24 protein-coding genes are annotated in these 23,501 nt (G+C 72.2%); 13 read left to right on the forward strand and 11 right to left on the reverse strand.

Features of this window, described 5'->3' with window-relative positions; all coding sequences use genetic code 11:
- Positions 1-4 precede the first annotated feature (4 nt).
- Both AB0B68_RS20175 and AB0B68_RS20180 read right to left on the reverse strand, forming a co-directional pair.
- Positions 5-535 (reverse strand): hypothetical protein, encoded by a 531-nt coding sequence (locus AB0B68_RS20175; protein WP_355005100.1) that lies wholly within the window; start codon positions 533-535, stop codon positions 5-7.
- Between the two features lie 12 nt (positions 536-547).
- Positions 548-1,417 (reverse strand): PhzF family phenazine biosynthesis protein, encoded by an 870-nt coding sequence (locus tag AB0B68_RS20180; RefSeq protein WP_357195506.1) that lies wholly within the window; start codon positions 1,415-1,417, stop codon positions 548-550.
- Between the two features lie 33 nt (positions 1,418-1,450).
- Here AB0B68_RS20180 and AB0B68_RS20185 point away from each other — a divergent pair, with 33 nt between their 5' ends.
- The 3 genes from AB0B68_RS20185 (at position 1,451) to AB0B68_RS20195 (ending at position 4,605) form a co-directional block, all read left to right on the forward strand.
- Positions 1,451-2,737: a CBS domain-containing protein gene (locus AB0B68_RS20185; RefSeq protein WP_355005098.1), complete on the forward strand. Its 1,287-nt coding sequence runs from the start codon at positions 1,451-1,453 to the stop codon at positions 2,735-2,737.
- Positions 2,730-3,380, forward strand: a complete 651-nt coding sequence (locus tag AB0B68_RS20190) for a DUF1003 domain-containing protein (RefSeq protein ID WP_357195510.1) — start codon at positions 2,730-2,732, stop codon at positions 3,378-3,380. Before AB0B68_RS20185 ends, AB0B68_RS20190 begins: the two co-directional genes overlap by 8 nt.
- A gap of 76 nt (positions 3,381-3,456) precedes the next feature.
- Positions 3,457-4,605, forward strand: coding sequence for an Mrp/NBP35 family ATP-binding protein (locus AB0B68_RS20195; RefSeq protein WP_357221833.1), 1,149 nt, complete (start codon positions 3,457-3,459; stop codon positions 4,603-4,605).
- Between the two features lie 199 nt (positions 4,606-4,804).
- Here AB0B68_RS20195 and AB0B68_RS20200 read toward each other — a convergent pair whose 3' ends face one another.
- Both AB0B68_RS20200 and AB0B68_RS20205 read right to left on the reverse strand, forming a co-directional pair.
- Positions 4,805-5,230 carry a preprotein translocase subunit TatB gene (locus tag AB0B68_RS20200; RefSeq protein ID WP_357195517.1) on the reverse strand — a complete coding sequence of 142 codons (426 nt, stop codon included), beginning with the start codon at positions 5,228-5,230 and terminating at the stop codon, positions 4,805-4,807.
- Positions 5,231-5,327: 97 nt separating this feature from the next.
- A complete protein-coding gene (locus AB0B68_RS20205; RefSeq protein WP_357261701.1) occupies positions 5,328-6,749 on the reverse strand; it encodes a trypsin-like peptidase domain-containing protein in 1,422 nt (473 codons plus the stop codon).
- A 234-nt stretch (positions 6,750-6,983) separates the two neighbouring features.
- On the opposite strand from AB0B68_RS20205, the gene AB0B68_RS20210 reads away from it, so the two are divergent.
- Positions 6,984-7,634: an O-methyltransferase gene (locus tag AB0B68_RS20210; RefSeq protein WP_357221871.1), complete on the forward strand. Its 651-nt coding sequence runs from the start codon at positions 6,984-6,986 to the stop codon at positions 7,632-7,634.
- Positions 7,635-7,688: 54 nt separating this feature from the next.
- Here AB0B68_RS20210 and AB0B68_RS20215 read toward each other — a convergent pair whose 3' ends face one another.
- A complete protein-coding gene (locus AB0B68_RS20215; RefSeq protein WP_357261704.1) occupies positions 7,689-9,164 on the reverse strand; it encodes a leucyl aminopeptidase family protein in 1,476 nt (491 codons plus the stop codon).
- Between the two features lie 147 nt (positions 9,165-9,311).
- Positions 9,312-9,479 (reverse strand): DUF3117 domain-containing protein, encoded by a 168-nt coding sequence (locus tag AB0B68_RS20220; protein WP_007455245.1) that lies wholly within the window; start codon positions 9,477-9,479, stop codon positions 9,312-9,314.
- 190 nt (positions 9,480-9,669) lie between these two features.
- Here AB0B68_RS20220 and AB0B68_RS20225 point away from each other — a divergent pair, with 190 nt between their 5' ends.
- Genes AB0B68_RS20225 through AB0B68_RS20240 form a run of 4 tightly spaced genes read left to right on the forward strand, consistent with a single transcriptional unit; the run spans position 9,670 to position 13,897 of the window.
- Positions 9,670-10,488 (forward strand): PaaX family transcriptional regulator C-terminal domain-containing protein, encoded by an 819-nt coding sequence (locus AB0B68_RS20225; protein ID WP_091394799.1) that lies wholly within the window; start codon positions 9,670-9,672, stop codon positions 10,486-10,488.
- Positions 10,489-10,492: 4 nt separating this feature from the next.
- Positions 10,493-11,284: an enoyl-CoA hydratase-related protein gene (locus AB0B68_RS20230; RefSeq protein WP_357261707.1), complete on the forward strand. Its 792-nt coding sequence runs from the start codon at positions 10,493-10,495 to the stop codon at positions 11,282-11,284.
- 59 nt (positions 11,285-11,343) lie between these two features.
- Positions 11,344-12,642: a DUF1800 domain-containing protein gene (locus AB0B68_RS20235; protein ID WP_357261710.1), complete on the forward strand. Its 1,299-nt coding sequence runs from the start codon at positions 11,344-11,346 to the stop codon at positions 12,640-12,642.
- 13 nt (positions 12,643-12,655) lie between these two features.
- Positions 12,656-13,897 (forward strand): DUF1501 domain-containing protein, encoded by a 1,242-nt coding sequence (locus AB0B68_RS20240; protein ID WP_357261713.1) that lies wholly within the window; start codon positions 12,656-12,658, stop codon positions 13,895-13,897.
- Here the strand turns inward: AB0B68_RS20240 and AB0B68_RS20245 are convergent.
- Together AB0B68_RS20245 and AB0B68_RS20250 are read right to left on the reverse strand one after the other, a co-directional pair.
- Entirely contained in the window at positions 13,894-14,517 is a 624-nt protein-coding gene (locus AB0B68_RS20245) for a hypothetical protein (RefSeq protein ID WP_357261716.1), read from the reverse strand. The genes AB0B68_RS20240 and AB0B68_RS20245 overlap by 4 nt on opposite strands.
- A 13-nt stretch (positions 14,518-14,530) precedes the next feature.
- Entirely contained in the window at positions 14,531-15,112 is a 582-nt protein-coding gene (locus AB0B68_RS20250; protein WP_357261719.1) for a DNA-3-methyladenine glycosylase I, read from the reverse strand.
- A 113-nt stretch (positions 15,113-15,225) separates the two neighbouring features.
- On the opposite strand from AB0B68_RS20250, the gene AB0B68_RS20255 reads away from it, so the two are divergent.
- Entirely contained in the window at positions 15,226-16,146 is a 921-nt protein-coding gene (locus tag AB0B68_RS20255; RefSeq protein ID WP_355005088.1) for a sterol desaturase family protein, read from the forward strand.
- Here the strand turns inward: AB0B68_RS20255 and AB0B68_RS20260 are convergent.
- Both AB0B68_RS20260 and AB0B68_RS20265 read right to left on the reverse strand, forming a co-directional pair.
- Positions 16,091-16,588: an SRPBCC family protein gene (locus tag AB0B68_RS20260; protein ID WP_355005087.1), complete on the reverse strand. Its 498-nt coding sequence runs from the start codon at positions 16,586-16,588 to the stop codon at positions 16,091-16,093. The two genes, AB0B68_RS20255 and AB0B68_RS20260, sit on opposite strands and share 56 nt — an antisense overlap.
- On the reverse strand, positions 16,585-17,214 hold the full coding sequence (locus AB0B68_RS20265) for a DivIVA domain-containing protein (protein ID WP_357261722.1): 630 nt from the start codon (positions 17,212-17,214) through the stop codon (positions 16,585-16,587). Before AB0B68_RS20265 ends, AB0B68_RS20260 begins: the two co-directional genes overlap by 4 nt.
- Positions 17,215-17,370: 156 nt before the next feature.
- Here AB0B68_RS20265 and folP point away from each other — a divergent pair, with 156 nt between their 5' ends.
- The gene (folP, locus tag AB0B68_RS20270) at positions 17,371-18,240 is read left to right on the forward strand and encodes a dihydropteroate synthase (RefSeq protein ID WP_357195542.1); all 870 of its coding nucleotides are present in this window, start codon (positions 17,371-17,373) and stop codon (positions 18,238-18,240) included.
- A gap of 67 nt (positions 18,241-18,307) precedes the next feature.
- Here folP and ndhC read toward each other — a convergent pair whose 3' ends face one another.
- Positions 18,308-18,685, reverse strand: coding sequence for an NADH-quinone oxidoreductase subunit A (gene ndhC / locus AB0B68_RS20275; RefSeq protein ID WP_091394827.1), 378 nt, complete (start codon positions 18,683-18,685; stop codon positions 18,308-18,310).
- A gap of 128 nt (positions 18,686-18,813) precedes the next feature.
- Here ndhC and AB0B68_RS20280 point away from each other — a divergent pair, with 128 nt between their 5' ends.
- The 3 genes from AB0B68_RS20280 to AB0B68_RS20290 all read left to right on the forward strand — a co-directional run bounded on the left by AB0B68_RS20280 (position 18,814) and on the right by AB0B68_RS20290 (position 23,443).
- Positions 18,814-20,292: a hypothetical protein gene (locus tag AB0B68_RS20280; RefSeq protein WP_357261726.1), complete on the forward strand. Its 1,479-nt coding sequence runs from the start codon at positions 18,814-18,816 to the stop codon at positions 20,290-20,292.
- A gap of 279 nt (positions 20,293-20,571) precedes the next feature.
- A complete protein-coding gene (locus AB0B68_RS20285) occupies positions 20,572-22,419 on the forward strand; it encodes a 2-oxoacid:acceptor oxidoreductase subunit alpha (protein ID WP_357261729.1) in 1,848 nt (615 codons plus the stop codon).
- On the forward strand, positions 22,412-23,443 hold the full coding sequence (locus AB0B68_RS20290) for a 2-oxoacid:ferredoxin oxidoreductase subunit beta (RefSeq protein WP_357261732.1): 1,032 nt from the start codon (positions 22,412-22,414) through the stop codon (positions 23,441-23,443). Before AB0B68_RS20285 ends, AB0B68_RS20290 begins: the two co-directional genes overlap by 8 nt.
- Positions 23,444-23,501 lie beyond the last annotated feature (58 nt).

Consider the following 23,501-nt stretch of genomic DNA (forward strand, 5'->3'; position numbering starts at 1 on the left):
CCAATCAGCGGCGGCGGACCCGGTGCAGGCGGAACGGCTTGCGGGTGGCCCGGACCGCCGGACTCGCCCGGGGCGGCTCGGCCTGCGCGTCGGCCGGCAACTCCGCGCCGGCCAGCGGCGTACCGGCCGGGGCGAGGCGGTTCACCGCGCATCCGTCGGCGGCCCATCGGGCCACCAGGTCAGCGGTCGGACCTGGCGCGTTGAGGCGCTTCGCCGCCACCAGCGGCGCAGTGACGTCCCACGCCTCGGTGCCCGGCTGCAACCGGCTCACCCGGGCCGGCCAGGTGACGATCCGGCCGCCGTGGTCGCCGCGCAGGGTGACCTGGGCCTCGGTCGCATCGGCCAGACCCGGTGCGGCCTGCTCGCCCGGCCCACTGACCACCAGCAGCGCGCCTTCCAGCGGAGCGCACCAGAGCGCAAGCGCCGGCCCACCCGCAACGCTGACCCAGGCCACGGCGGCCTTCTTCATCGCCTCGTCGACCAGTGGGGTGCCCCCGGGGGCGGTCTCGTCCGTCACACCCGCATCCTCCCGCATCGGCGCCTCCGCTCAGCCCACGAACGGTGGCACGGCGATCTCGCCCCGGGCCACCGGCACCACCTGGCCGGCGACGGTCGCGCCGACCGCCGCCCCGTTCGCCGCAGTGACCGTGCAGGCCAACGCGGACGGACGGTTCATCTCCACGCCCTGACTGACCGCGTACTCGGACCGACCCTCACCGGGCAGCAGACCGCTCGCGACCAGCCAGACACCGAGGCCGAGGGCCGCCGAACCGGTCGCCGGGTCCTCCGGAACGCCGATACCCGGCACGAAGACCCGGGCGTGCGCGGTTTGCGCGGCCGCGTCCCAGGAGAAGACGCTGACGTGCGAAACCCCGTACCGCTGCGCCGCCGCGGCATTCACCTGCGCGCGGGCCACCGACTCCGGACGCACCGGCAGGTACGGGAACTCCAGCCCGCAGCCGGCGACCCGTGGGGCGGGCCCAATGTGGTCCTCGGCGACCAGGCCGGCGATCTCCAGCAACGGCTCCGGGTCCAGCTCCGGCCCGAGCGTCGGGGCGCCACCGGTCAGCGTCGCCCCGGACGCGGTCACCTCGATCGGCAGCACACCGGCCCGGCACTCCTGGGTGACCTGCCCCACACCGAACATGCCCCGCCGGCAGGCGGTGACCGCCGCACCGACACTGGGGTGCCCGGCGAACGGCAACTCCTCCACCGGGGTGAAGATCCTGGCCCGGTAGGTGACGCCGACCTGGGTCGGCGGCAGCACGAACACCGTCTCGGACAGGTTGAACTCCAACGCGAGCGCCTGCATCTGCTCGGTGGCCAGCGCCTCCGCACCGAACACCACAGCCAGCGGGTTGCCGGCGAAGGGGCGATCGGTGAAGACGTCCACGATCTCGTAGGCCAAGGTCGACATGTTGATAAACACTAGGCGCTTAGGCTGGTGCCCGTGAGTACGCCGACCCGGGTCTACATCGCCCGTCTCGCCGGAGTCGCCGTCTTCGACCCGAACGGCGATCAGGTGGGCCGGGTTCGTGACGCCGTGGCACGGCTGCGGGCGACGAAGCGTCCGCCGGAGGTGGTGGGCCTCGTCGCCGAGATGCCGATGCGTCGTCGGATCTTCCTGTCCATCAACCGGATCACCTCCATCGACGCGGACGCCGTCGTGCTCGGCTCCGGCACCCTCAACCTGCGCCGGTTCGAGAAGCGTCCGAACGAGCTGCTGGTGCTCCAGGAACTGCTCGACCGGCGGGTGCAACTCGACCCCGGCGGCCAGCCCGGCGCCGTCGTGGACGTCGCGATGGAGTGCACCCGGGGTGGCGAGTGGTCGCTGACCCGTGTCGCCGTCCGCGAACAGACCGGTCGGCTCAGCCGCCGCGGCCACCTGCACCAGGTCGAGTGGGACCGGGTGCGCGGGCTCAGCGGCATCGCCGACAACCGGGGTACGGCGAACCTGCTCGCCGTCCTGGAGGACATGCGCCCCGCCGACCTGGCGAACGCGTTGCAGGATCTGCCCGACGCGCGACGCAACGAGGTCGCCGCCGCGCTGGACGACGAACGACTGGCCGACGTGCTCAGCGAGCTGCCGGAGCACGACCAGGTGGAGATTCTCGCCGCCCTCGACCGGGAGCGGGCCGCCGACGTCCTGGAGGAGATGGACCCGGACGACGCCGCGGACCTGCTCAACGAACTGCCCCCACCCGAGCAGGACGTGCTGCTGGACCTGATGGAGCCGGACGAGGCCGACCCGGTACGCCAACTGCTCAAGTACACCCCCGGCACGGCAGGCAGTGTGATGACCTCGGAGCCGGTCATCCTGCCGCCGGACGCCACAGTCGCCGAGGCGCTGGCCCGGATCCGGGAGCCACAGCTCTCCCCCGCCGTGGCCGCGCAGGTCTTCGTGACCCGGGCACCGCAGAACACGCCGACCGGCCGTTACCTGGGCATGGTGCACTTCCAGGCGCTGCTGCGCGAACCCCCGGCCGACCTGCTGGGCAAGGTGGTGGTCAACGACATCGACCCGCTGCGCCCCACCACGCCGCTGCCGGAGATCACCCGCCGGATGGCCACCTACGACCTGGTCGCCATGCCGGTGATCGACCGCAACAACCGGCTGGTCGGTGCCGTGACGGTGGACGACGTGCTGGACCACTCGCTGCCCCGGGACTGGCGGGACCGCGACGCCCTCGTCGCCCCGGGCACCACCGACCCCGCGCTGGACGGCACGGATGGCTGACCAGCGTCGGACGGAGCGCCTCGACCAGCCACGCGAGCCCCGGGGCGTCAAGCTGCCCCGGTTCGACGCGGAGGCGTTCGGTCGATGGTCCGAGGGCATCGCCCGGGGCATGGGCACCGCGAACTTCATCGTCGTCATGACTGTGGTGATCGCGATCTGGTTCGTCTGGAACACCCTCGCCCCGGCGAACCTGCGCTTCGACCCGTACACCTTCACGTTCTTGACCCTGGTGCTGTCGTTGCAGGCCAGCTACGCGGCCCCGCTGATCCTGCTGGCCCAGAACCGGCAGGCCGACCGGGACCGGGTGGCCCTGGAGGAGGACCGGCGGCGCGCCACCGCGCAGAAGGCGGACACCGAGTACCTGGCCCGGGAGATCGCGGCCCTGCGGATCGCGCTCGGCGAGGTCGCCACCCGCGACTTCCTCCGCTCCGAGCTGGCCCGACTGGCCGAGGAACTGGACGAGGTGGGGCAACGCCGGCAGCGACTGGAGCGCCGCCAGCAGGAGAAGGACAACCGGCAGGAGCGACGTGGCCAGCGGCCGACCGACGGCGTCGGCCTGGAAGAACCCCGCGACGACCTGGACGGCGACTTCACCCGCAACGCCCGGCCGGACGGCACCGGCCCGCGCCGGTCGGAGGGCTGACCGACGGGTCATCGATTGGCTCACACCGCGCTGGGCAGCGGCGGCAACGGATGCCCCGCGACGTAGCATTGCGGGCATGTCAGCACCCGTGAGCACCGTCGAGGACGCGATCCAGGCCGCCCTGGCCACCGTCAACGACCCGGAGATCCGCCGGCCCATCACCGAGCTGGGCATGGTCCGCTCCGCCACGATCGGTGCCAGCGGTGTGGTCCGCGTCGAGCTACTGCTCACCGTCGCCGGCTGCCCGCTGAAGGACAAGCTGCGTACGGACATCACCGCCGCCGTCGCCTCGGTGCCCGGAGTCACCGGCGTTGAGATCGACTTCGGGGTGATGACCCCCGAGCAGCGGCAGTCGCTGCAGTCGCAGCTGCGCGGCGGCGGCGCCACCGAGGAGCCCGTCATCCCGTTCGCCCAGCCCGGCTCGCGCACTCGTGTGTACGCGGTGGCCAGCGGCAAGGGTGGCGTCGGCAAGTCCAGCGTCACCGTCAACCTGGCGGCGGCGCTCGCCGCCCGTGGGCTCTCCGTCGGGGTCGTCGACGCCGACATCTACGGCCACTCGGTGCCTCGGATGCTCGGCACCGAGGCACGACCCACCCGGGTCGAAGACATGATCATGCCGCCGCAGTCGCACGGCGTGAAGGTGATCTCGATTGGCATGTTCACGTCCGGCAACGCCGCAGTCGTGTGGCGCGGCCCGATGCTGCACCGGGCGTTGCAGCAGTTCCTGGCCGACGTCTACTGGGGCGACCTGGACGTGCTCCTGCTCGACCTGCCGCCGGGCACCGGTGACGTGGCCATCTCGCTGGCCCAGTTGCTGCCCAACTCGGAGATCCTGATCGTCACCACCCCGCAGACCGCCGCCGCCGAGGTCGCGGAGCGGGCCGGGGCGATCGCCCTGCAGACCCACCAGCGGGTGGTCGGCGTGATCGAGAACATGTCCTGGCTGGAGTTGCCGGACGGCTCCCGGATGGAGATCTTCGGCGCCGGCGGCGGTGAGGCGGTGGCCGAGTCGCTGAGCCGGACCATCGGCGCGCAGGTGCCGCTGCTCGGTCAGATCCCTCTGGACACCCGGGTCCGCGAGGCCGGCGACGCCGGTAACCCGATCGTGCTGGCCGAGCCGGAGTCCCCGGCCGCTCAGGCGCTCGGCACGGTCGCCGACCGGCTCGCCCTGCGCCGCGAATCGCTGCTCGGCAAGCCACTCGGTCTCAAGCCCGCCGGTCGCTGACCACCCGGAACACCGTCAGCCCGTCGGCCGCTGTCGGCCGGCGGGCTGAGTCGTGTCGGTCGGTGATCCGCCAGGTGCTGGCGTAGCGCTGGCCCCCATGGTCGATTTCTGGAAATCGGGGCATCACGCGCCGTTTGACGGGCCGACTTCCTGAAAACCGAGTTGATCAAGGCAAGCGCGGGCCCCGGGGGCGGGTCGGTCAGGTGGCGTCGTCGTAGCTGGCCCGAGGGGCCGGGGCCGAGGCAGTGCTGGTGGCCGTGCTGGCGGGCGAATTCCCGTTCGACCGCAGGTCGGCGGCGTTGGCCACGTCCTTCAGGTCGTTGTGCACGCCGCTGACGTCCGCGCGCAGGTTGTCGTAGACGCCCTGCAACGGCTTGCGGATCGCCGCCTCGTCCTCCTCGCTGAGGAGGTGCTTGCGGATGAACGCCTTCGGGTGCAGGTCTTCCAGCTGGATGTCGGTGCCCAGCTCACGGCTCAGGTCACCGGTGGCGTTGCGGGCCATGTTGCGCAGGTTTCGCACCAACCGCAGGCCGTCGGTGATCACGGCGGGAAGCCGGTCACCGAAGATCAACAGCGCCAGGAGCAGCAGCGCACCGATCTCCCACCAGTTCAGGTTGTCGAGCATCCCGCGGGCCTCCTCTCGGCGTCAGCAGCAAGACTACGCACGGTGGACGGCTTTCGGGCAAGGGGTGCGCCGCTGTTCCCTTCACTTCCGCGCTGAGTCACTTCGCGTCCGCGGCGAGAGTTACCGAGGTGTTCTGCCGGGCGGAGCCCCGCCGATACTCGACGGTCACGATCGAACCCGGGGCGTACTTGCGGACCAACGCGGTCAGATCCGTCGGCTCGGTCATCGGCCGCCCGTTGATCTTGAGGATCACGTCGCCGACCTTCAGTCCGGCGCCGTCCGCAGGGCCGGACGGCTCCACCTCGGCCAGCCGCAGGCCGCCCCCGACGACTCCGGTCGGGCCGTCCGCCCGCGCGCCGATCACCGTACGCCGGGCCTTGCCGGTGCCGATGATGTCCTGGGTAACCCGCTTGGCCTGGTTGATCGGAATGGCGAAGGCGAGCCCGATGTTGCCGGCCTCCTGCCCCTCGGCGACCAGTGACTTGATGGTGGAGTTCACTCCGACCACCCGGCCCGCGCCGTCGACGAGTGGGCCGCCCGAGTTGCCGTGGTTGACGGCGGCGTCGGTCTGGATGGCCGCGTAGTAACGCACCGGGCCGCCCGGCTCACCGGCCTGCATCGTCCGGTCCAGCGCACTCACGATGCCGGCGGTGACCGTGTTGGCCAGCGACAACGGCGAGCCGATGGCGAGCACGGGGTCGCCGACCGCCAGCGCGTCGGAGTCGCCGAACTCCACGGGTCGCAACCCGGGACGACTCACCTTGATCACCGCGATGTCCGACTCCGCGTCCTGGCCGACGATGGTCGCCGGCGCGGTGCTGCCGTCGTTGAAGACCACCGAGGCCTTGCCGGTGCCGCCGGCCACCACATGGTCGTTGGTGATCACATGGCCGTCGGTGGTGGCGATGAAACCGGAGCCCTCACTGGTCCCACCGAGGCTGCTCACCCGTACGGTGACCACGCTGGGCAGGACCCGTTCGGCGACCCCGGCCAGCGACTCCGGTTTGCGCTGCGCCAGCGCCGGCACCTCTGCGGGCGCACCGCCGAGGACCGCCGCACCAGCGCCGCCGCGCACCGCGAACGCGTAGCCCAACGCACCGCCGAGGGTGCCGGCCAGCAGCGCGGTGATCACGGGAATGAGCAACAGGTGGCGCAGTGTCGGCCGGCCCGGCGCATCAGGGTCGGTGACCGGCTCGGGCTCGGCGCCGGGAGCCACCACCCCGGGCACCACCACAGCGGTCGGGGCCGCCGGGTCGCGCCAGGGGTCGGCGAGCGCGTCCGACCACCAGGCCGACGCATCGGCAGGGCCTGGCCCGCCCGAAGCCGACGTCGGCCAGGCCGGTGTCGGTCCGCCGGAAGACGCCGGCCAGCCCGGTGCCGGCCCGCTGCCTGGCGGGCCGAGGGGCGGGCGGTCAGCCCCCGGCATGGTCGGCGGCCCCACCGACGGGGCTCCTGCCCCGGGCGGTCGCGCCGGAGCCGGAGTCTCACCGCCCCGGCGCCAGTCCCAGCCGTCGGTCACGTGGTGCCTCCCAGTCCGTCCCCGGATCCCGTGCCGCGTCGCCCGGCCACGGGCCGGTCTGGTCGCGGCTGACGGGATACCGCCTCCAGGATTGCACGGATGGACGCGGTGCAGTCAGCGGTTGCCCCGGTGATCGCTTCCGGCGGAGGCGCGGCTGCGCGCCCCACGACTGTCGCCTCTACGCTCACAGTGCCAACCCGCCCCCGCACCACGCACCGCCCCCGGAGGTGCCCCATCGCCACGGTCGCCGGTTCCGGCAGTTCGACGACACAGGCCCAGCATTTCGCCGAGTCGTACGTCACCGAGGATCTCGTTCTGCGTACCGCCCGCAGCCTGGCCCGGGAGGTCGGCCTCGACGCGGTCACGCCCGGCGCGGGGGCGGCGCTGCGGCTGCTGGCCGCCGCCGGCAACGCCCGTGCGGTGGTGGAAATCGGCACTGGCACCGGGGTCAGCGGTGTCTGGTTGCTGCGCGGCATGCGCGTCGACGGCGTGCTCACCACCATCGACGTGGAGGTGGAGCACCAGCGGATCGCCCGACGGATCTTCGCCGAGGCGGGTTTCGCGGCCGGGCGTACCCGGATCATCACCGGTCGGGCGCTCGACGTGCTGCCCCGGCTCGCCGACGGTGCGTACGACCTGGTCTTCGTGGACGCGGAGGCGACCGGCTTCCACGCCTGTGTGGAGGCGGCGCTGCGGCTGTTGCGCCCGGGAGGCGTGCTGGCGCTCAACGGCGTGCTGGCCAGCGGCCGGATCGGAGACCCGTCCGCCCGGGACGCGGAGACGGTCACGGTTCGCGAAACGATCAAAGCGGTCCGGGAGTCGGAGCACTGGATCCCCGCGATGCTTCCGGTCGGGCACGGGCTGCTCGCCGCGGTGAAGTGCTGATTCGAGCCCAGGACGGGTCAGAGCCCCGGTCGCGCCGAGGCTCTGACCCGCGCCCTAGTTGACGTCGGCGAGCCAGCGCAGCAGCGAGCGGACGCCCCAACCGGTGGCCCCGCGGCTGACCTCGGCCTGGTCTCCGTCGGCCCAGGACGGCGCGGACATGTCCAGGTGCAGCCAGCGGTCTCGTAGTTCACCGGTGAACTCGCGCAGGTAGAGCGCGGCCAGCACCGAGCCGGCACCCTGGGTGGGCGCGCTGTAGAGGTCGGCGATCTCGCTGCCGAGGTACTCGACGTAGTCGGTGTGCAGCGGCATCCGCCACGCCGACTCGCCGGACGCCTCGGCCGCCGCCAGCACGCTGGCGGCCAGTTCGTCGTTCTCGCTGTACAGGGCGGCGGTGCGCTTGCCCAGCGCCACCGAGTTCGCGCCGGTGAGCGTGGCCAGGTCGAGCAGCAGGTCCGGTTTGAGCTGCTGCACCGCGTACGCCAGCGCGTCGGCGAGGACCAGGCGACCCTCGGCGTCGGAGTTGGTCGTCTCGCTGGTCGTACCGCCGTAGTGCCGGATCACGTCGCCGGGGCGGAACGCCGAGCCGCTGACCATGTTCTCGGCCAGCGGTGCCAACGTGGTGATCCGGACCGGCAACCGCAGCGCGGCGGCGCCCACCGTGGCGGCGACGACCGCAGCCGCGCCGGCCATGTCCTTGCGCATCAGCTTCATCGACGCCACCGGCTTGATCGAGATGCCGCCGGTGTCGAAGGTGATGCCCTTGCCGATCAGCACCACGTGGGTGCGCGCGTCGGCGGGGTGCCAGTCCAGCTCGACCAGCCGCGGTCCGCTGGCGGAGCCACCGCCCACGGCGAGGATCCCGCCGAAGCCCTCGGTGGTCAGCTCGGCCGGGCCACGGACCCGCAGCCGCAGGTCCGGAAGGTCGGCTGCGGCGGAGGCCACCTGGTCGGCGAACCACTGCGGGGTCTTCACCGAGGAGGGGGTGTTGGTCAGGTCCCGGGCGAGATGCGTCATCGCGGCCGTGGTTCGGGCCGTGGCGACGGTGTCCTCGTACCCGGTGGGGTCGTCGAGCAGCAGGTCGACGCCGGTGAGCGCCGGTCGGTCGCCGGCCTCGGTGAGCCGGAAGCGGTACGGGGCGAGCAGCAGCCCCTCGGTCAACCCGCGAACCGCGGCCGCTGTCACCTCGGCCGGCAGCGCGATGGTGATATGCGTCTCAGCTGAGGCTGAGCGGGCCAGGGCCGCGCCGGCCGCCCGCCAGGCCGCCTCGTCGCCGTCGCCGATGCCGAGCAGTAGCAGCCGGCCGGGGGTACGCCCGGGCCGCAGCTGGGTGTGGATCTCGCCGGCTCGGCCGGTCAGCCGGGCCGCTGACACCAGCGCTGTCGCCTCGTCAGCCGTGCCGTCCGGGCCCGCCACGGCGGTCGGTACCGGCTCGGCCGAGGTGTCACCTTCCGCCGTCGAATCGGCGGAGCGGACGGGCAGGACGAGGACGTCGAGCCGGTCGGGCTCGGCGATCAGACGAATGGCGAGCACGCGGAACCGCACCTCCAGGAAAGTGTCGCGGGTCGGCGGCCAACCCGCCTACCCGCAGCGTTGAAGGCCCTGAGCCACCGGTGGTTCCGGTGGCTCAGGGCCTGAAGAACGTTCCGGGCGGCCTGAGCCGCCCGGAGCACTCCTTACTCAGCCGGCCGCTGCCTTCAGTGCGTCACCGAGCGCGTTGGCCTCGTCGGGAGTCATCTCGACGACGAGCCGGCCACCGCCCTCCAGCGGGACCCGCATGACGATGCCCCGCCCCTCCTTGGTGACTTCCAGCGGACCGTCGCCCGTCCGCGGCTTCATCGCCGCCATGTTGTCTCCCCTCAGACCTACACCAGGGTCGGTGGGTTGCCCCACAGCCACTTCGTCACGACCACCCGCAACGGTCGCGGGGGTGTCAACAAACGATTTTCCCTGATGAACACCGCCGGACCCAAACCGGAGCAGCATTGATGTAACAGCATCTAGCTTATCTTGAGAAGGCCTGTCACAATGTGCGGTCATGCAGGCACGGTCGGCACTCTTCGACCTGTACGGCGACCACCTCCGTCCGAGGGGTGGCCGGGCACCGGTTGCTGCCCTGGTCAAGCTACTGGCGCCGCTGGGAATCGCACCGCCAGCAGTTCGCACCGCCGTCTCCCGGATGGTGCGCCAAGGCTGGCTCGAGCCCCTCCGGTTGGTCTCCGGACCCGGATATTCGATCACACCGAAAGCTGCCCGCCGACTCGACGAGGCAGCCGCCCGGATCTACCGGACCGGCCGGGTCACCTGGGACGGCCGGTTCGATCTGCTGGTGTTGGAGGCCCCGGGCTCCCGGCGGGACCGCCAGCGGCTCGCCGCCAACCTGAGCTTCCTCGGCTACGGGACGCTCGACGAGCAGACCTGGGTCGCCACCCGCCCCGCCGAGGATGTCGACCTGCTCCTCGCCGAGACCGGCATCCGGTTCGAGCGGTTCACCGCCTCGCACTTCTCCGGCACCCCCGGCGCGATGGGCGTGGTCCGACGCGCCTGGAACCTGGCCGAGATCGGCCGCGCCTACGAGCGGTTCGTCGCGGACCAGCGCCCGCTGCTCGCCGCGGTCACCGTACGCAGCAGCGACGAGGAGGCGTACGCGACGCGGTTCCGCCTCGTGCACGCCTGGCGTACTTTCCTCTTCCAGGATCCGCAGTTGCCCCCGGCGCTGCTGCCCGAGCGGTGGCCCGGCACCGCCGCGGCCAGTTTCTTCGACCGGCACGCAGCCCGCCTGCGTCCGGCCGCCGACCGGTACGTCGAACAGTGCCTCGACGCCGGCAACCGCATCGTCCGACAGAAGGGTCGTTAGACACGTGACCGAGCCGCTGCTGGTCGACCGGACCGACGCCGTCGTCACCCTCACGCTGAACCGGCCGAAGGCGATGAACGCGCTCGACGTGGCGCTCAAGGAGGCGCTGCGCGACGCCCTCGCGGAGCTGGAGACCGACCGGTCCTGCCGCGCGGTGGTCCTGGCCGGGGCCGGCGGGTCGTTCAGCGCCGGGCAGGACCTGCGCGAGCACGTGGCCACCCTGGAAAACTCCGGCAATGATCCGCTGGGCACCGTGCGGGCGCACTACAACCCGATCGCCGCCCGGCTCGCCAACCTGCCCAAGCCGGTGATCGCCGCGGTCCGCGGGATGGCCGCCGGGGCGGGCGCGTCGTTGGCGTTCCTGGCCGACATCCGCATCGGCGGTCCGACCACCAGTTTCCTGATGGCCTTCGCCAAGGTCGGTCTCGCCGCCGACACCGGCGCCTCCTGGACGTTGCCGCGACTGGTCGGGCACGCCAAGGCGGTGGAGCTGCTGATGCTGGCCGAGCCGGTCCGCGCCGAGGAGGCCTGCCGGTTGGGCCTGCTCAACCGGTTGACGGACGACGACGAGGAGGTCCTGCCCGTCGCCCAGGAGCTGGCCGCCCGCCTCGCCGCCGGCCCGACCGTCGCGTACGGGGCGATCAAGCGACAGCTCTCCATCGCCGACGCCGGCACCCTCGCCGACGCCCTCGCCGCCGAGGCGCAGGCCCAGGCGATCTGCGGCGCCACCGCCGACCACCGGGCGGCCACCCTCGCCTTCGTCGGCAAGCAGAAACCGGTCTTCGAGGGACGCTGAACGCGATCCGGACGCCGCCCTTACCGTCCTCGAACACGGGCCGCCTAGCGTCGGCCGGTATGAGCGATCGTGAAGCGGTGGCGCACCTGCTGCGCCGGGCCACCTTCGGGCCGACCGCCGACGAGGTGGACGCGGCCGAGCGGGCCGGGACGGCGGCGACGCTGGACCGGCTGCTCACCCCACCCGCGACGGACCGGGGTGCGGCGGCCACGCCGGTTCCGACGCTGCCCCCGGACCCGTACGCCGGGCTGACCAAGGACTCCACCCGCGAGCAACGGCAGCAGGCCAACGCGGAGCGCCGCAGGCAACTCCAGCAGGTCACCGAGTGGTGGCTGGACCGGATGGTGACCGCCGAGGACGGGCTGACCGAAAAGTTGGTCTTCTTCTGGCACGGGCACTGGGCGACCAGCGCCCAGAAGGTCAAGTCGGCGCGCCTGATGGTGGGCCAGTTGGAGACGCTGCGCCGGTACGGTCGTGGGCCACTGGGCCCGCTGGTCGCCGCGATGGTGCGCGACCCTGCCCTGATCGTCTGGCTGGACGGGCAGAAGAACACCCGCAAGGCGCCGAACGAGAACCTGGCCCGCGAGCTGATGGAGCTGTTCACCCTCGGCATCGGCGCCTACAGCGAGGCCGACGTGAAGGCCGGCGCGCGGGCCCTGACCGGCTGGGTGGTCGACCGGCGTACCGGTGCGGCCCGCTTCGAGGCCCGCCGGCACGACAGTGGCGAGAAGAGCATCCTCGGGCAGAGCGGCCGGTTCGACGCCGAGACGTACGCCGGCCTGCTGGCCGCCCACCCGGCGGCCGCGACCTTCGTGGCCGGTCGGCTCTGGTTCCGCTATGCCGGCACCGAGACCCCGGCCCCGGACGGCCTGGCCGGCGCGGACACCATCGCGACCCTGCGCGCGCTCTTCTCCGCACCGGCCTTCGCGCAGACCCGGGGCACGCTGGTGAAGCAGCCGGTGGAGTGGTTGGTCGGTGCGCTGCGGCAACTCGGTATCCGACCGTCCGCGCTGCCCGAGCAGCAACGCCGACAACTGCTGGCCGGTCTGAACGCGCTCGACCAGGTGCCGTTGCGCCCACCCAGCGTGGGCGGTTGGCCGGCCGGGTCCGCCTGGCTGACCACCTCGTCGTTACAGGCCCGGCTGCGGACGGCGGGGGTGCTCGCCGCCGCCACGGCTCCAGCGGTGCTGGCCCGGCTGACCGCCGCGCCCACCGCCGGGCGACCGGACGCGCTGGCCCGACTGCTCGTGGTCGACGGCTGGGGCGCGCGCACCCGCGCCGCCCTCACCCCGCTGGCCGGTGAGCCCCGCAAGCTGCTGGCCGCCGGCCTGGTCAGCCCCGAATACACAGTCAGCTGAGCGGAGAGTCGACATGGACACCCTGACCCGACGCAGGTTCCTGCTGACCAGTGGGGTGGTCGGCGCTGGCGCGTTGGCCGCCGGGGCCGGCGCGTACAGCCTGCGGGACCTGCTGGACACCAGCGGAGACCGGGACCCGCAGTCCCGCACCCTGGTGCTGGTGACCCTCTACGGCGGCAATGACGGCCTCAACACGGTCATTCCGTACGGCGACCCGGCCTACCGGGCGGCTCGACCGGAGCTGGCGTACCCGGACGGGGAGGTGCGGCGGTTGGACGACGACTTCGGCCTCAACCCGGCGCTGGCCGGCCTGCACCAGCGCTGGTCCGACGGTGGGTTGGCGATCGTGCGTGGGGTCGGTTACCCGAAGCCGGACCGCAGCCACTTCCGTTCCATGGACATCTGGCACACGGCGCAACCGGACCGGCCCGGCAACACCGGCTGGCTCGGGCGGTGGCTGGACGGCGCCGGTGGCGACCCCCGACTGGCGGTCTCCTTCGAGCCAGCGTTGCCGCCGCTGCTGGCCGGGGCGCAGAGCGCCGGTGCGGCAGTACCGGTGACCGACCGGAAGGCAGCCAAGGGGCTGTCGGCGCAGACGCTGACCGCGTTCGAGGCTGCCGAGCCGGGTGAGTCCGCCGCGCGGGCCCGGGCCGCCGCCTGCTTCGCCGACCTGCGGTCGGTGGACGAGATGATCCGCCAGGTCCGCGACTCCGACAACCCGGACATGGCAGACCCGGACGGCGAGCAGGCTCCGGCGACCGCCACCGGCGGGGCAAAGACTCCGCTGGACGCCCAACTGGACCTGGTAGCGCAGTGCGTCGAAGCGGGCGTGTCCACCCGGGTCTTCTCGGTGTCGCTGGGCGGCTTCGACACGCACGCCGACGAGAAGCAGTTGCAGGCGGTGCTGCTGGGTCAGCTGGACCGGGCGTTGACCGGGTTCGCCGACCGGATGAGTCGCACCGAGGCGGGCCGGAAGGTGGTGGTGGCGGTCTACTCCGAGTTCGGCCGTCGGGTACGCGCCAACGCCTCCGACGGCACCGACCACGGCACCGCCTCGGACGTGCTGCTGCTCGGCGCGGGCGTCCGAGGCGGCTGGCACGGCGCACCGCCGAGCCTCACCGACCTCGACGACGGCGACCTGAAATACACCACTGACTTCCGGGACGTCTACGCCACGCTGCTGGAACGGGTGCTGGACACCGACCCGGGCCCGGTCCTCGCCGACTGGCGGGGACGGGTGGACAAGCTCTTCTAATCGTCCTCTTCCGGGTCCTGATTGGCCTGCTCGCCCAGCACGAACGCCTGCATGGCCAGCTCGTCGCCGGACGGCGAGACGAAAGCGGGCAGCTCACGCGGGCCCAGCTCCTGCACGTAGGACCAGAAGAGCCGCACCGCCTCGGCCGGCGTGTCGGCCTCGATCGGCAGGTCGAGGCTGACCAGCCAGGTGCGGCGCGCCGGGGGCAGGCCGAGCTGGTCGGCCAGCGCCCGGAAGGCCGCCGGCTCCACGGCGGTCACCGCCCCGTCGAGCGTCAGCAGGTCGGCCGGCACCGGCTCGTCGAAGGCCCGCCGGGTGTACGCGACGACGAGCGTGCCCGGCTCGACCGGGGACTGCGGGTCGTCCGGGTCCTCGCGGTGGCGTCGTCCCGGCTCGGTGACCCGGCCGAGGGCCACCAGCCGTGGCGGCGCGTCGACCAGCACTGCCACCTGGTCGCCCGGCCCTGGCCGGACGACGTCGGTCAGCCCGGTCAGCTCCAGCGTGTCGTGATGTACGAGCCGCTCGGCCTCGTACCGTTCGGCGGGCAGCAGCACGGCCCAGGTGCCCACCCCGTCGGCGTTGCCGGCCGCACCGGCCCGGTGCGCGGTCTCGGTCGTCATGCCTGCCATCTCATCACGCCGCCGGTGGGACGGTGACGTGACAGCCGACGATGTGATCGTCGACCATCCCGGTGGCTTGCATCAGCGCGTACGCGGTGGTCGGGCCGACGAACCGGAAGCCGCGCTTCTTGAGTGCCTTGGCCATCGCCGTCGACTCCGGGGTGATCGGCGCCAGCTCGGCGAACGAGGCGGGGCGAGTCGGCCGGGGCTCCGGCGCGAAGGACCAGAGCAGCGCGGACAGGCCCTCCGACAGCTCCAGTGCGGCGCGGGCGTTGGCGATCGCCGCCTCGATCTTGGCCCGGTTGCGGACGATGCCGGCGTCGGCGAGCAGCCGGGTGACGTCGGCGTCGTCGTAGCGGGCGACGGTCGGGATGTGGAACTCGTCGAAGGCCAGTCGGAACGCCGGACGCTTGCGCAGGATGGTCAGCCAGGACAACCCGGACTGGAACGCCTCCAGCGTCATCCGCTCGTAGAGCGCGTCGTCTCCGCGCAGCGGCCGCCCCCACTCGGTGTCGTGGTAGACGGCGTAGTCGGGGGTGCTCGACCCCCAGGCGCAGCGAGCCAGCCCGTCGGCGCCGATCACCAGGTCAGTCACCTCGTACACGCTAGGGCATCCGTCCGACACCCCATTGCCACCGGCCGCCCGGCTGCCTATGGTGCTTGTTACCGACCGGTAGGTCGAGGTCACCCGACGGTGCGCCCCGACCGGTGACGGCGAGCGGAGGCCGCGCGGTGAAGGAGTTCCCGGACGTCATCGCCTGGTCGATCCCGGCCTTCGTGCTTCTCATCGTGTTGGAGCGAATCTCCTACCTGCTGCACCGCGACGACGACGAGGTCGGCTACGGCGGTGCCGACACCGCGACCAGCCTGACGATGGGGCTGGGCAGCATCTTCGCCGACCTGCTCTGGAAGGTGCCGATCGCCGCCGCGTACGCGCTGCTCTACGCGCTCACCCCACTGCGGGTCGCCGAGCTCTGGTGGACCTGGCCGCTGATCCTGCTCGCGCAGGACTTCTGCTACTACTGGTCGCACCGCGGCCACCACGTGATCCGCATCCTCTGGGCCTCGCACGTGGTGCACCACTCGTCGCAGCGGTTCAACCTCTCCACCGCGCTGCGCCAGCCGTGGACCGGCCTGACCAGTTGGGTGTTCTACATCCCGCTGATCCTGGCCGGCGTCCACCCGGCCGTTGTCGCGTTCTGCGGCTCGGTCAACCTGCTCTACCAGTTCTGGATCCACACTGAGCGGATCGAAAAGATGCCGCGCTGGTACGAGGCTGTGTTCAACACCCCGTCGCACCACCGGGTGCACCACGCGTCGCAGGGCAGCTACCTGGACCGCAACTTCGGCGGCATCCTGATCGTCTGGGACCGGCTCTTCGGGTCGTTCGCGCCGGAAGGGGAACGTTGCGTGTACGGCCTGACCAAGAACGTCGGCAGCTACAACCCGGTCCGGGTGGCCTTCCACGAGTACGCCTCGATCGCCCGGGACCTGCGGGCCGCGGTGACCTGGCGGCACCGGGTCGGGCATCTCTTCCGCGCACCGGGCTGGCAGCCGGCACCGGGCTCCCCGGTCAGGGCAGCCGGCCCTGCTCGACCAGACGGGCAAACCTCTTCAGCGCCTGGGTGAGGCCGAGCTTGGAGCCGGGCCAGAGCACCGGCCACGCCAGTCGACCGGCCCGACCGCCCGGCAGGTGGAACCACTCGTGCCAGACGACCTGGGTGCGGTCCCGGTCCAGCTGGGTGCAGCGCAGCACCCCCGGGCCGCGCAGCAGCTGGCCGTGGTGCACGACGCCGATCTCGTACGGCTCGTCGACCCGGACAACCAGCATCTCGTCGCGCAGCGTCGCCCGGCCGAGCGCGGTCACCGCCTCGATCCGGCTGCCCTCGCGGCCGTCGCCCTCGACCACCCGGACGCGGGTGAACGGGATCCAGTCGGACTGACGTTCCCAGGCGAGCAGCGCGGCGAACACCCGCTCCGCCGGGGCTTCGACGATCACCGTGGCGGTCACCTCACCGGCACCGGGTCGGGCCGCCTCGCGAAGATCGTCAGCGCCCTCCGGCTCGGTCACGCCGACTCCGACCGAACCACCGCGTCGTGCTGGTCGGTGCCGGCGGTCTGCTCACGATCGGCCGACTCGCCGTCGGCGGGCGCGGCGGCGGGCGCCACCCCGTCGGAATCCGTCGGGGACGAGCTGGCGGCGGGCAACGGGCCGGGAGTCGTCGAACCGACCGGGGCCGAGCCCGCCTCGCCGGTCAGCGGCACGTCGCTGCCCGGCTCGGCCGCCTCGGCCGCCTCGCCTGCGTCCGGCTCGACCGCGTCCGCGGGAGTCACCTTGCTGGCAGACTGCTCGCGGGCCTGCCGCAGCACGTCCGCGTCGTCGGTGCGCCCCTCACGCAAGGCGATGACCTCCGACTCCAGTACGCCGATCAGCTCGGACTTGTAACCGATGTCGTAGGCGGCACGGCGCAACGCCTTATCGACCTGGTCCATCCGGTACCCGCGCAACCCGGTGTCGAAACGGACCGCCCCCACGTCGGATTCACGCAACGGGCGGGTGCCCGGCAACGCCACGGCCTGCGAATCCGGCTCGGCCGGCACCAGGCCGGGATCACGCCCGCTGACCAGCACCGTCACACCGAATATCACCGCTGCGACTGTCAACGCCACGACCAGAAGGAGCAGAAGCTGACCCATGTACTGATCGTGGCATGGCAGCCGGCCGGGAGCGACCCCGCCACCCGCCTCGATCACGATCGGTGCCGACGCCCGCCCGGGATGGTGGACGGGCGACCGGCTAGCGTCGGGACCGGCCGACGCGGCGGCGGCGGCGTGAACTTGCAGGAGGCGGGCATGGCCGGGGCGCTTCGGCTGGGTGGGCACACGTTCGCCCCCGGCGAGCTGGTGGTGATGGCGATCATCAACCGCACGCCGGACTCGTTCTTCGACCGCGGGGCCACCTACGCCGCCGACAGCGCTCTGCGCGCGGTGGAGCGGGCGGTGTACGAGGGCGCGGCCATCATCGACATCGGCGGCGTCAAGGCCGGCCCCGGCGCGGACGTGGACGTCGCCGAGGAGATCCGGCGCACGGTGGACACCATCGCCGCCGTCCGAGCCGCGTTTCCGGACGTCGTGATCTCCATCGACACCTGGCGGGCCGAGGTGGCGACGGAGGCCGTGGCGGCCGGCGCCGACCTCCTCAACGACACCTGGTCGGGCGCCGACCCGGCGTTGGTCCGGGTGGCCGCGCAGACCGGTGCCGGCCTGGTCTGTTCGCACGCCGGCGGGCTGACGCCGCGGACCAGGCCGCACCGGGCCGCCTTCACCGACGTGGTCGCCGACGTGGTCGCGACGGTGACCGGGCTCGCCGAGCGCGCGGTGGCGGCAGGGGTACGCCCCGACGGCATCCTCATCGACCCGGCGCACGACTTCGGTAAGAACACCCGGCACTCGCTGGAGATCACCCGCCGACTGGACGAGCTGACCGCTACCGGCTGGCCGGTGCTGGTGGCGCTCTCCAACAAGGACTTCATCGGGGAGACGCTGGGCCTGCCGGTGGCCGAACGGCTGGAGGGGACGCTCTCCGCGACGGCCGTCTCGGCCTGGTTGGGTGCCCGGGTCTTCCGGGCCCACCAGGTCGGCCCGACCCGCCGGGTGCTGGACATGGTGGCCTCGATCCGAGGCGACCGCCCGCCCACCGCCACCCGCCGGGGCCTCGCCTGACCGGTCGTCGCCGTAACCGACAGCGAACGGTCCGAGGGACCGACACGATCGCCGGAAGCAGTGGCGCTCAGGTCCAGCGGAGGATGTTCCTACGCCAGGCGTAGAGGATGCCGAGCGCGAGCACGGCCACGAACACCGCCATCTCCACCACCGTCACCAGACCGAAGCCGGGCCGGTCGAAGACCACCGCCCAGGGGAAGAGGAACACCGCCTCGACCGCGAACAGCACGTAGAGGTAGGCGTACACGTAGTAGCGGATCTGCATCTGCGCCCAGTCGGCACCGACCGGGTCGAGCCCGCACTCGTAGCTGGCCCGCTTGCCCGGCGGGTCGGCCGGACGCGCCGGGCGTAACACCCGGTTCGCCGAGAACGCCGTAACGAAGAAGAGAACGCTGGCGAGCAGCAGGAGCCCGAGCGTCGCGTACGAGCCCAGGTATCCGTTCACAGTCGGCAGCCTACCGTCCGCCCGGACGGGTCGTCCCAAACACGTTACGAATTTGTTTCGCATGGGACTAGTGCCCCGGGGCAACTGTTACCGAATACTGGACACCCACCCATGTCACCGGAGGATTGATGTCCCGCGTGAAGACATCGCCCGGTAACCGGGCGGAGGGGCGACGTTCCACGCCCCTGCTGGCGACCGCGCTCGCGCTCGGCCTGCTCACGGCGCTCGCCGTGGGGCCGGCCTGGGCCAGCGCGGCCGCACCGGACGCGGAGCCGGTCGCGACCTCGGCCGAGCCGGTCAACGAGCCGGGAGGCGAGGAGCCCCCGACCACACCGGCGGAGGAGCCCACCCCGACCGAGGACCCGGGCGGTGAACCGGAGCCGACCGGCCCGGCGCCGGAGACCTCCGCGCCACCACCGGAGACGACACCACCGGCACCGGTGACCACCGCCCCGGAGATCCCGCCGGCACCGACCACCGTCGCGCCCGCGCCGGACGCCACCACCCGACCGCCCAGCCCGGCTCCCCCGGTGCCACCGACGGCGCCCCCCGCCCCGCCGACACCGCCGGGGCCGACGGTCCGCCCGCCCGCCCCGGGTTCGGCGCCGCCGCCGCAGAGCCCGCTGGGCGTGCAGGTCACCACCGGCGACGTCACCCTCACCGAGGCGTACTGGAACACGCCGAGCACGGCCGCCACCCTCCAGGTCACCGTGCACAACACCGGCACCACAACGGAACAGATCCGACTCTCGTACACGCTGCCCGTCGGGCTGACCGACGCCGGCACGAAGGGCTGCGCCGCCGCCGGTGGTGGGACGTACCGGTGCGGTGCCTGGACCGCCGGAGCGGGCGTCCGGTTCAGCACCGTGCTGCGGCTGCGGGTCGCCGGCACGGCGTGGAAGCAGATGCCGCTCAGCGGCGCCGTCCAGGTCATCGCGGACGCGCCGGGAGCGGAAGGGGAGGCGACCGACGACCAGGGCTTCGCGGTGCTCTTCCCAGCGGGCCCGCCGGTGCCCGGGATCGCGCTCGCCGCCGACGAGGTGGCCTTCGACATCAGCGGCGGCCCCAGCACCCTCACACTCCGGCTGGGCAACACCGGCGCGGTGGACGCCGCCGGCCGGGTCGACGTCGTCCTGCCGGCCGGGGTGACAGTGCCGACCCCACCGCTCGGCTGCGTGGCGGTCGACCCGACGCGTACCCGCTGCGACGCCGGCCTGGTGCTGGCGGGCACGACCGCCGAGGTGCAGCTGCCGGTGGAGGCGACGCCGCAGGCTCAGCGGGAAGCGCCGCTGTCCGGTGCCGTGATCGGGCAACTCGATCCACGCAGCGGCCCGACCCGGCGGGTGCAGATGAGCTTCCGGATCACCGCGGCAGCCGCACTGGCCACGCCGGTGGTCTCCCCACCCGCGCCGACCGGCTCGCAGGGCGTACTGCCCGCCGGTGCCACGACCGGAGACGGCGGGTTGACGTCGGTTCAGCGCACCGCTGTCATCCTGATCGCGGTCTCCACGCTGCTGGTGGTGCTGGCCCTCACGCTGGCCACGACCTCGCTGCGGCGCCGGCTCGGCGGCCCGCCGCCCGAGCCCGCGCCCAACCCCGCCGACTGATCGACGGACGACCCCGGCCCGCGCGACCGGGGTCGTCGGCGCGACCGGGTGGTGATCTGAATTACGGCGGGCGGTGCGTAACCCCGCAAAGGCGGGCATTTCGCATCCAGATCCGTCCCCAGTAGGCAACCCTCCGGGGATGGTTAGGGCCCCCTTAGACGTAGGCTCTCAGGAGAGGAACGACAGCGGCCGGACCAGCCTGGGGCGGTGCGGTGAAGCGTTGCGTCGAGGAGGTTCCGTGGCCGGGCAAGCCCCGCAGTCGCGAACGAAGGTGGCACAGTGACCAAGCAGATCCGTCAACTCGACCGAGTGGTCATCCGGTTCGCCGGTGACTCCGGCGACGGCATGCAGCTGACCGGCGACCGGTTCACCTCGGAGACGGCGCAGCTCGGCAACGACATCTCCACACTGCCAAACTTCCCCGCCGAGATCCGGGCTCCCGCCGGCACCCTGCCCGGCGTGTCGAGCTTCCAGGTGCACTTCGCCGACTACGACATCCTCACGCCGGGCGACGCGCCCAACGTGCTGGTGGCGATGAACCCGGCGGCACTCAAGGCCAACATGGCCGATCTGCCGCGCGGCGCGGACATCATCGTCAACACCGACGAGTTCACCAAGCGCAACCTCGCCAAGGTCGGTTACCAGAGCAGCCCGCTGGACGACGACTCGCTGGCCGGTTACGTGGTGCACCCGGTGGCGCTGACCTCGATGACTGTTGGCGCGCTCGCTGCCCACCAGGTGTCCAAGAAGGACGCCGAGCGGTCGAAGAACATGTTCGCGCTCGGCCTGCTCTCCTGGATGTACTCCCGGCCCTACGAGTCGACGCTGCGCTTCCTGGAGCGCAAGTTCGCGGCCCGCCCGGAGCTGGTCGCCGCGAACGTCGCCGCCTTCAAGGCCGGCTGGAACTTCGGCGAGACCACCGAGGACTTCGCTGTCCGCTACGAGGTCAAGCCGGCCAAGATGAAGCCGGGCACCTACCGCAACATCACCGGCAACGCGGCTCTCTCGCTGGGGCTGGTCGCCGCCGGGGTCCGCTCCGGGCTTCCGGTCTTCCTCGGCGCGTACCCGATCACGCCCGCGTCGGACATCCTGCACGAGCTGAGCAAGCACAAGCGCTTCGGCGTTCTCACAGTGCAGGCCGAGGACGAGATCGCCGCCGTCGGCGCCGCGCTGGGCGCCTCCTACGGCGGGTCGCTCGGGGTGACCACCACCAGCGGCCCCGGCGTGGCGCTCAAGAGCGAGACGATCTCGCTCGCGGTGGCGCTGGAGCTGCCGCTGGTGATCGTGGACGTGCAGCGCGCCGGCCCGTCGACCGGCATGCCGACCAAGACCGAGCAGGCCGACCTCAACATGGCGCTCTACGGCCGGCACGGCGAGGCGCCGGTCGCGGTGATCGCGCCCCGGTCGCCGTCGGACTGCTTCTTCGCGGCGCTGGAGGCGGCCCGGATCGCGCTCACCTACCGCACCCCGGTGATCCTGCTGTCCGACAACTACGTCGCCAACGGTTCCGAGCCGTGGCTGCTGCCCGACGTGGAGTCGCTGCCCGACCTGCGGGTCGAGTTCGCCACCAAGCCCAACGGCGAGGACGGCACCACCTTCCTGCCCTACCTGCGTGACCCGGAGACCCTGGCCCGGCCATGGGCGATCCCCGGCACCGCGGGCCTGGAGCACCGGATCGGCGGTCTGGAGAAGGCCGACAAGACCGGGGACATCTCCTACGACCCGGCCAACCACGACTTCATGGTGCGCACCCGGGCCGCGCGGATCGAGACCATTCCGGTGCCGGACATCGAGGTGGAGGACCCGGACGGCGACGCTCGGGTGCTGGTCCTTGGTTGGGGCTCGACGTACGGGCCGATCGGCGCGGCGTGCCGCGGGGTCCGCCAGCGTGGCCTCTCCATCGCCCAGGCGCACCTGCGGCACCTGGCCCCAATGCCGGCCAACCTCGGTGAGGTGCTCCGCTCGTACGACAAGGTGGTCATCCCGGAGATGAACCTGGGCCAGCTCGCCCACGTCATCCGGGCCCGCTACCTGGTCGACGCGATCAGCTACAACCAGGTCCGCGGCCTTCCGTTCACGGCCGCCGAGCTGGAGACGACGCTGGAAGAGGTCCTGAAGAATGTCTGAGCCCGTCGCCCTCAAGCTCACCGCCAAGGACTTCAAGTCCGACCAGGAGGTGCGCTGGTGCCCCGGCTGCGGTGACTACGCGATCCTGGCGGCCATCCAGCAGTTCATGCCGGAGCTGAACATCCCCCGGGAGCGCACCGTCTTCGTCTCGGGGATCGGTTGCTCGTCCCGCTTCCCGTACTACATGAACACGTACGGGATGCACTCGATCCACGGTCGGGCCCCGGCGATCGCGACCGGCCTGTCGGTGTCCCGGCCGGACCTGTCGGTCTGGGTGGTCACCGGCGACGGCGACGCGCTCTCCATCGGTGGCAACCACCTGATCCACGCGCTGCGTCGCAACGTCAACCTCAAGATCCTGCTGTTCAACAACCGGATCTACGGTCTGACCAAGGGCCAGTATTCTCCGACGTCCGAGGTCGGCAAGGTCACCAAGTCGACCCCGGCCGGCTCGGCGGACGCCCCGTTCAACCCGCTCTCGCTCGCCCTCGGGGCGGAGGCCAGCTTCGTCGGCCGCACCATCGACTCGGACCGCAAGCACCTCCAGTCGGTGCTGCGGGCCGCCGCGGAGCACGAGGGCTCGGCCTTCGTGGAGATCTACCAGAACTGCAACATCTTCAACGACGGGGCGTTCGAACAGCTCAAGGACCCGTCGACCCGGGACGACTACCTGATCCGCCTGGAGCACGGGCAGCCGATCACCTTCGGTGACGGGCGCTTCTGCGTGGTGCACCCGCCGGGTGGCTTCGGTCTGGAGGTCCGGGAGACCAGTTCGGTCCGCCCCGAGGAGATCGTCGTGCACGACGCGACGGTGACCGACCCGGCGTACGCGTTCGCGCTGTCCCGGCTGCCCGGCCTGGACCTGCGCAACACCCCGATCGGGGTGTTCCGCTCGGTGGACCGACCGTCCTACGACAGCGTCGTGCAGGCTCAGCTCGCGGCCGCCAAGGCGACTGTCACCGAGACCCCCGAGCAGCAGCTCGCCGGCCTGCTGGGCAGCGGCGACACCTGGACGATCATCTGACCCGTCGTTACTGACGAGAGCGGCCGTCCCCGATCCGGGGGCGGCCGCTCTCTCGTCG

The organism is Micromonospora sp. NPDC049049 (assembly GCF_040649115.1).
GTDB lineage: Bacteria > Actinomycetota > Actinomycetes > Mycobacteriales > Micromonosporaceae > Micromonospora.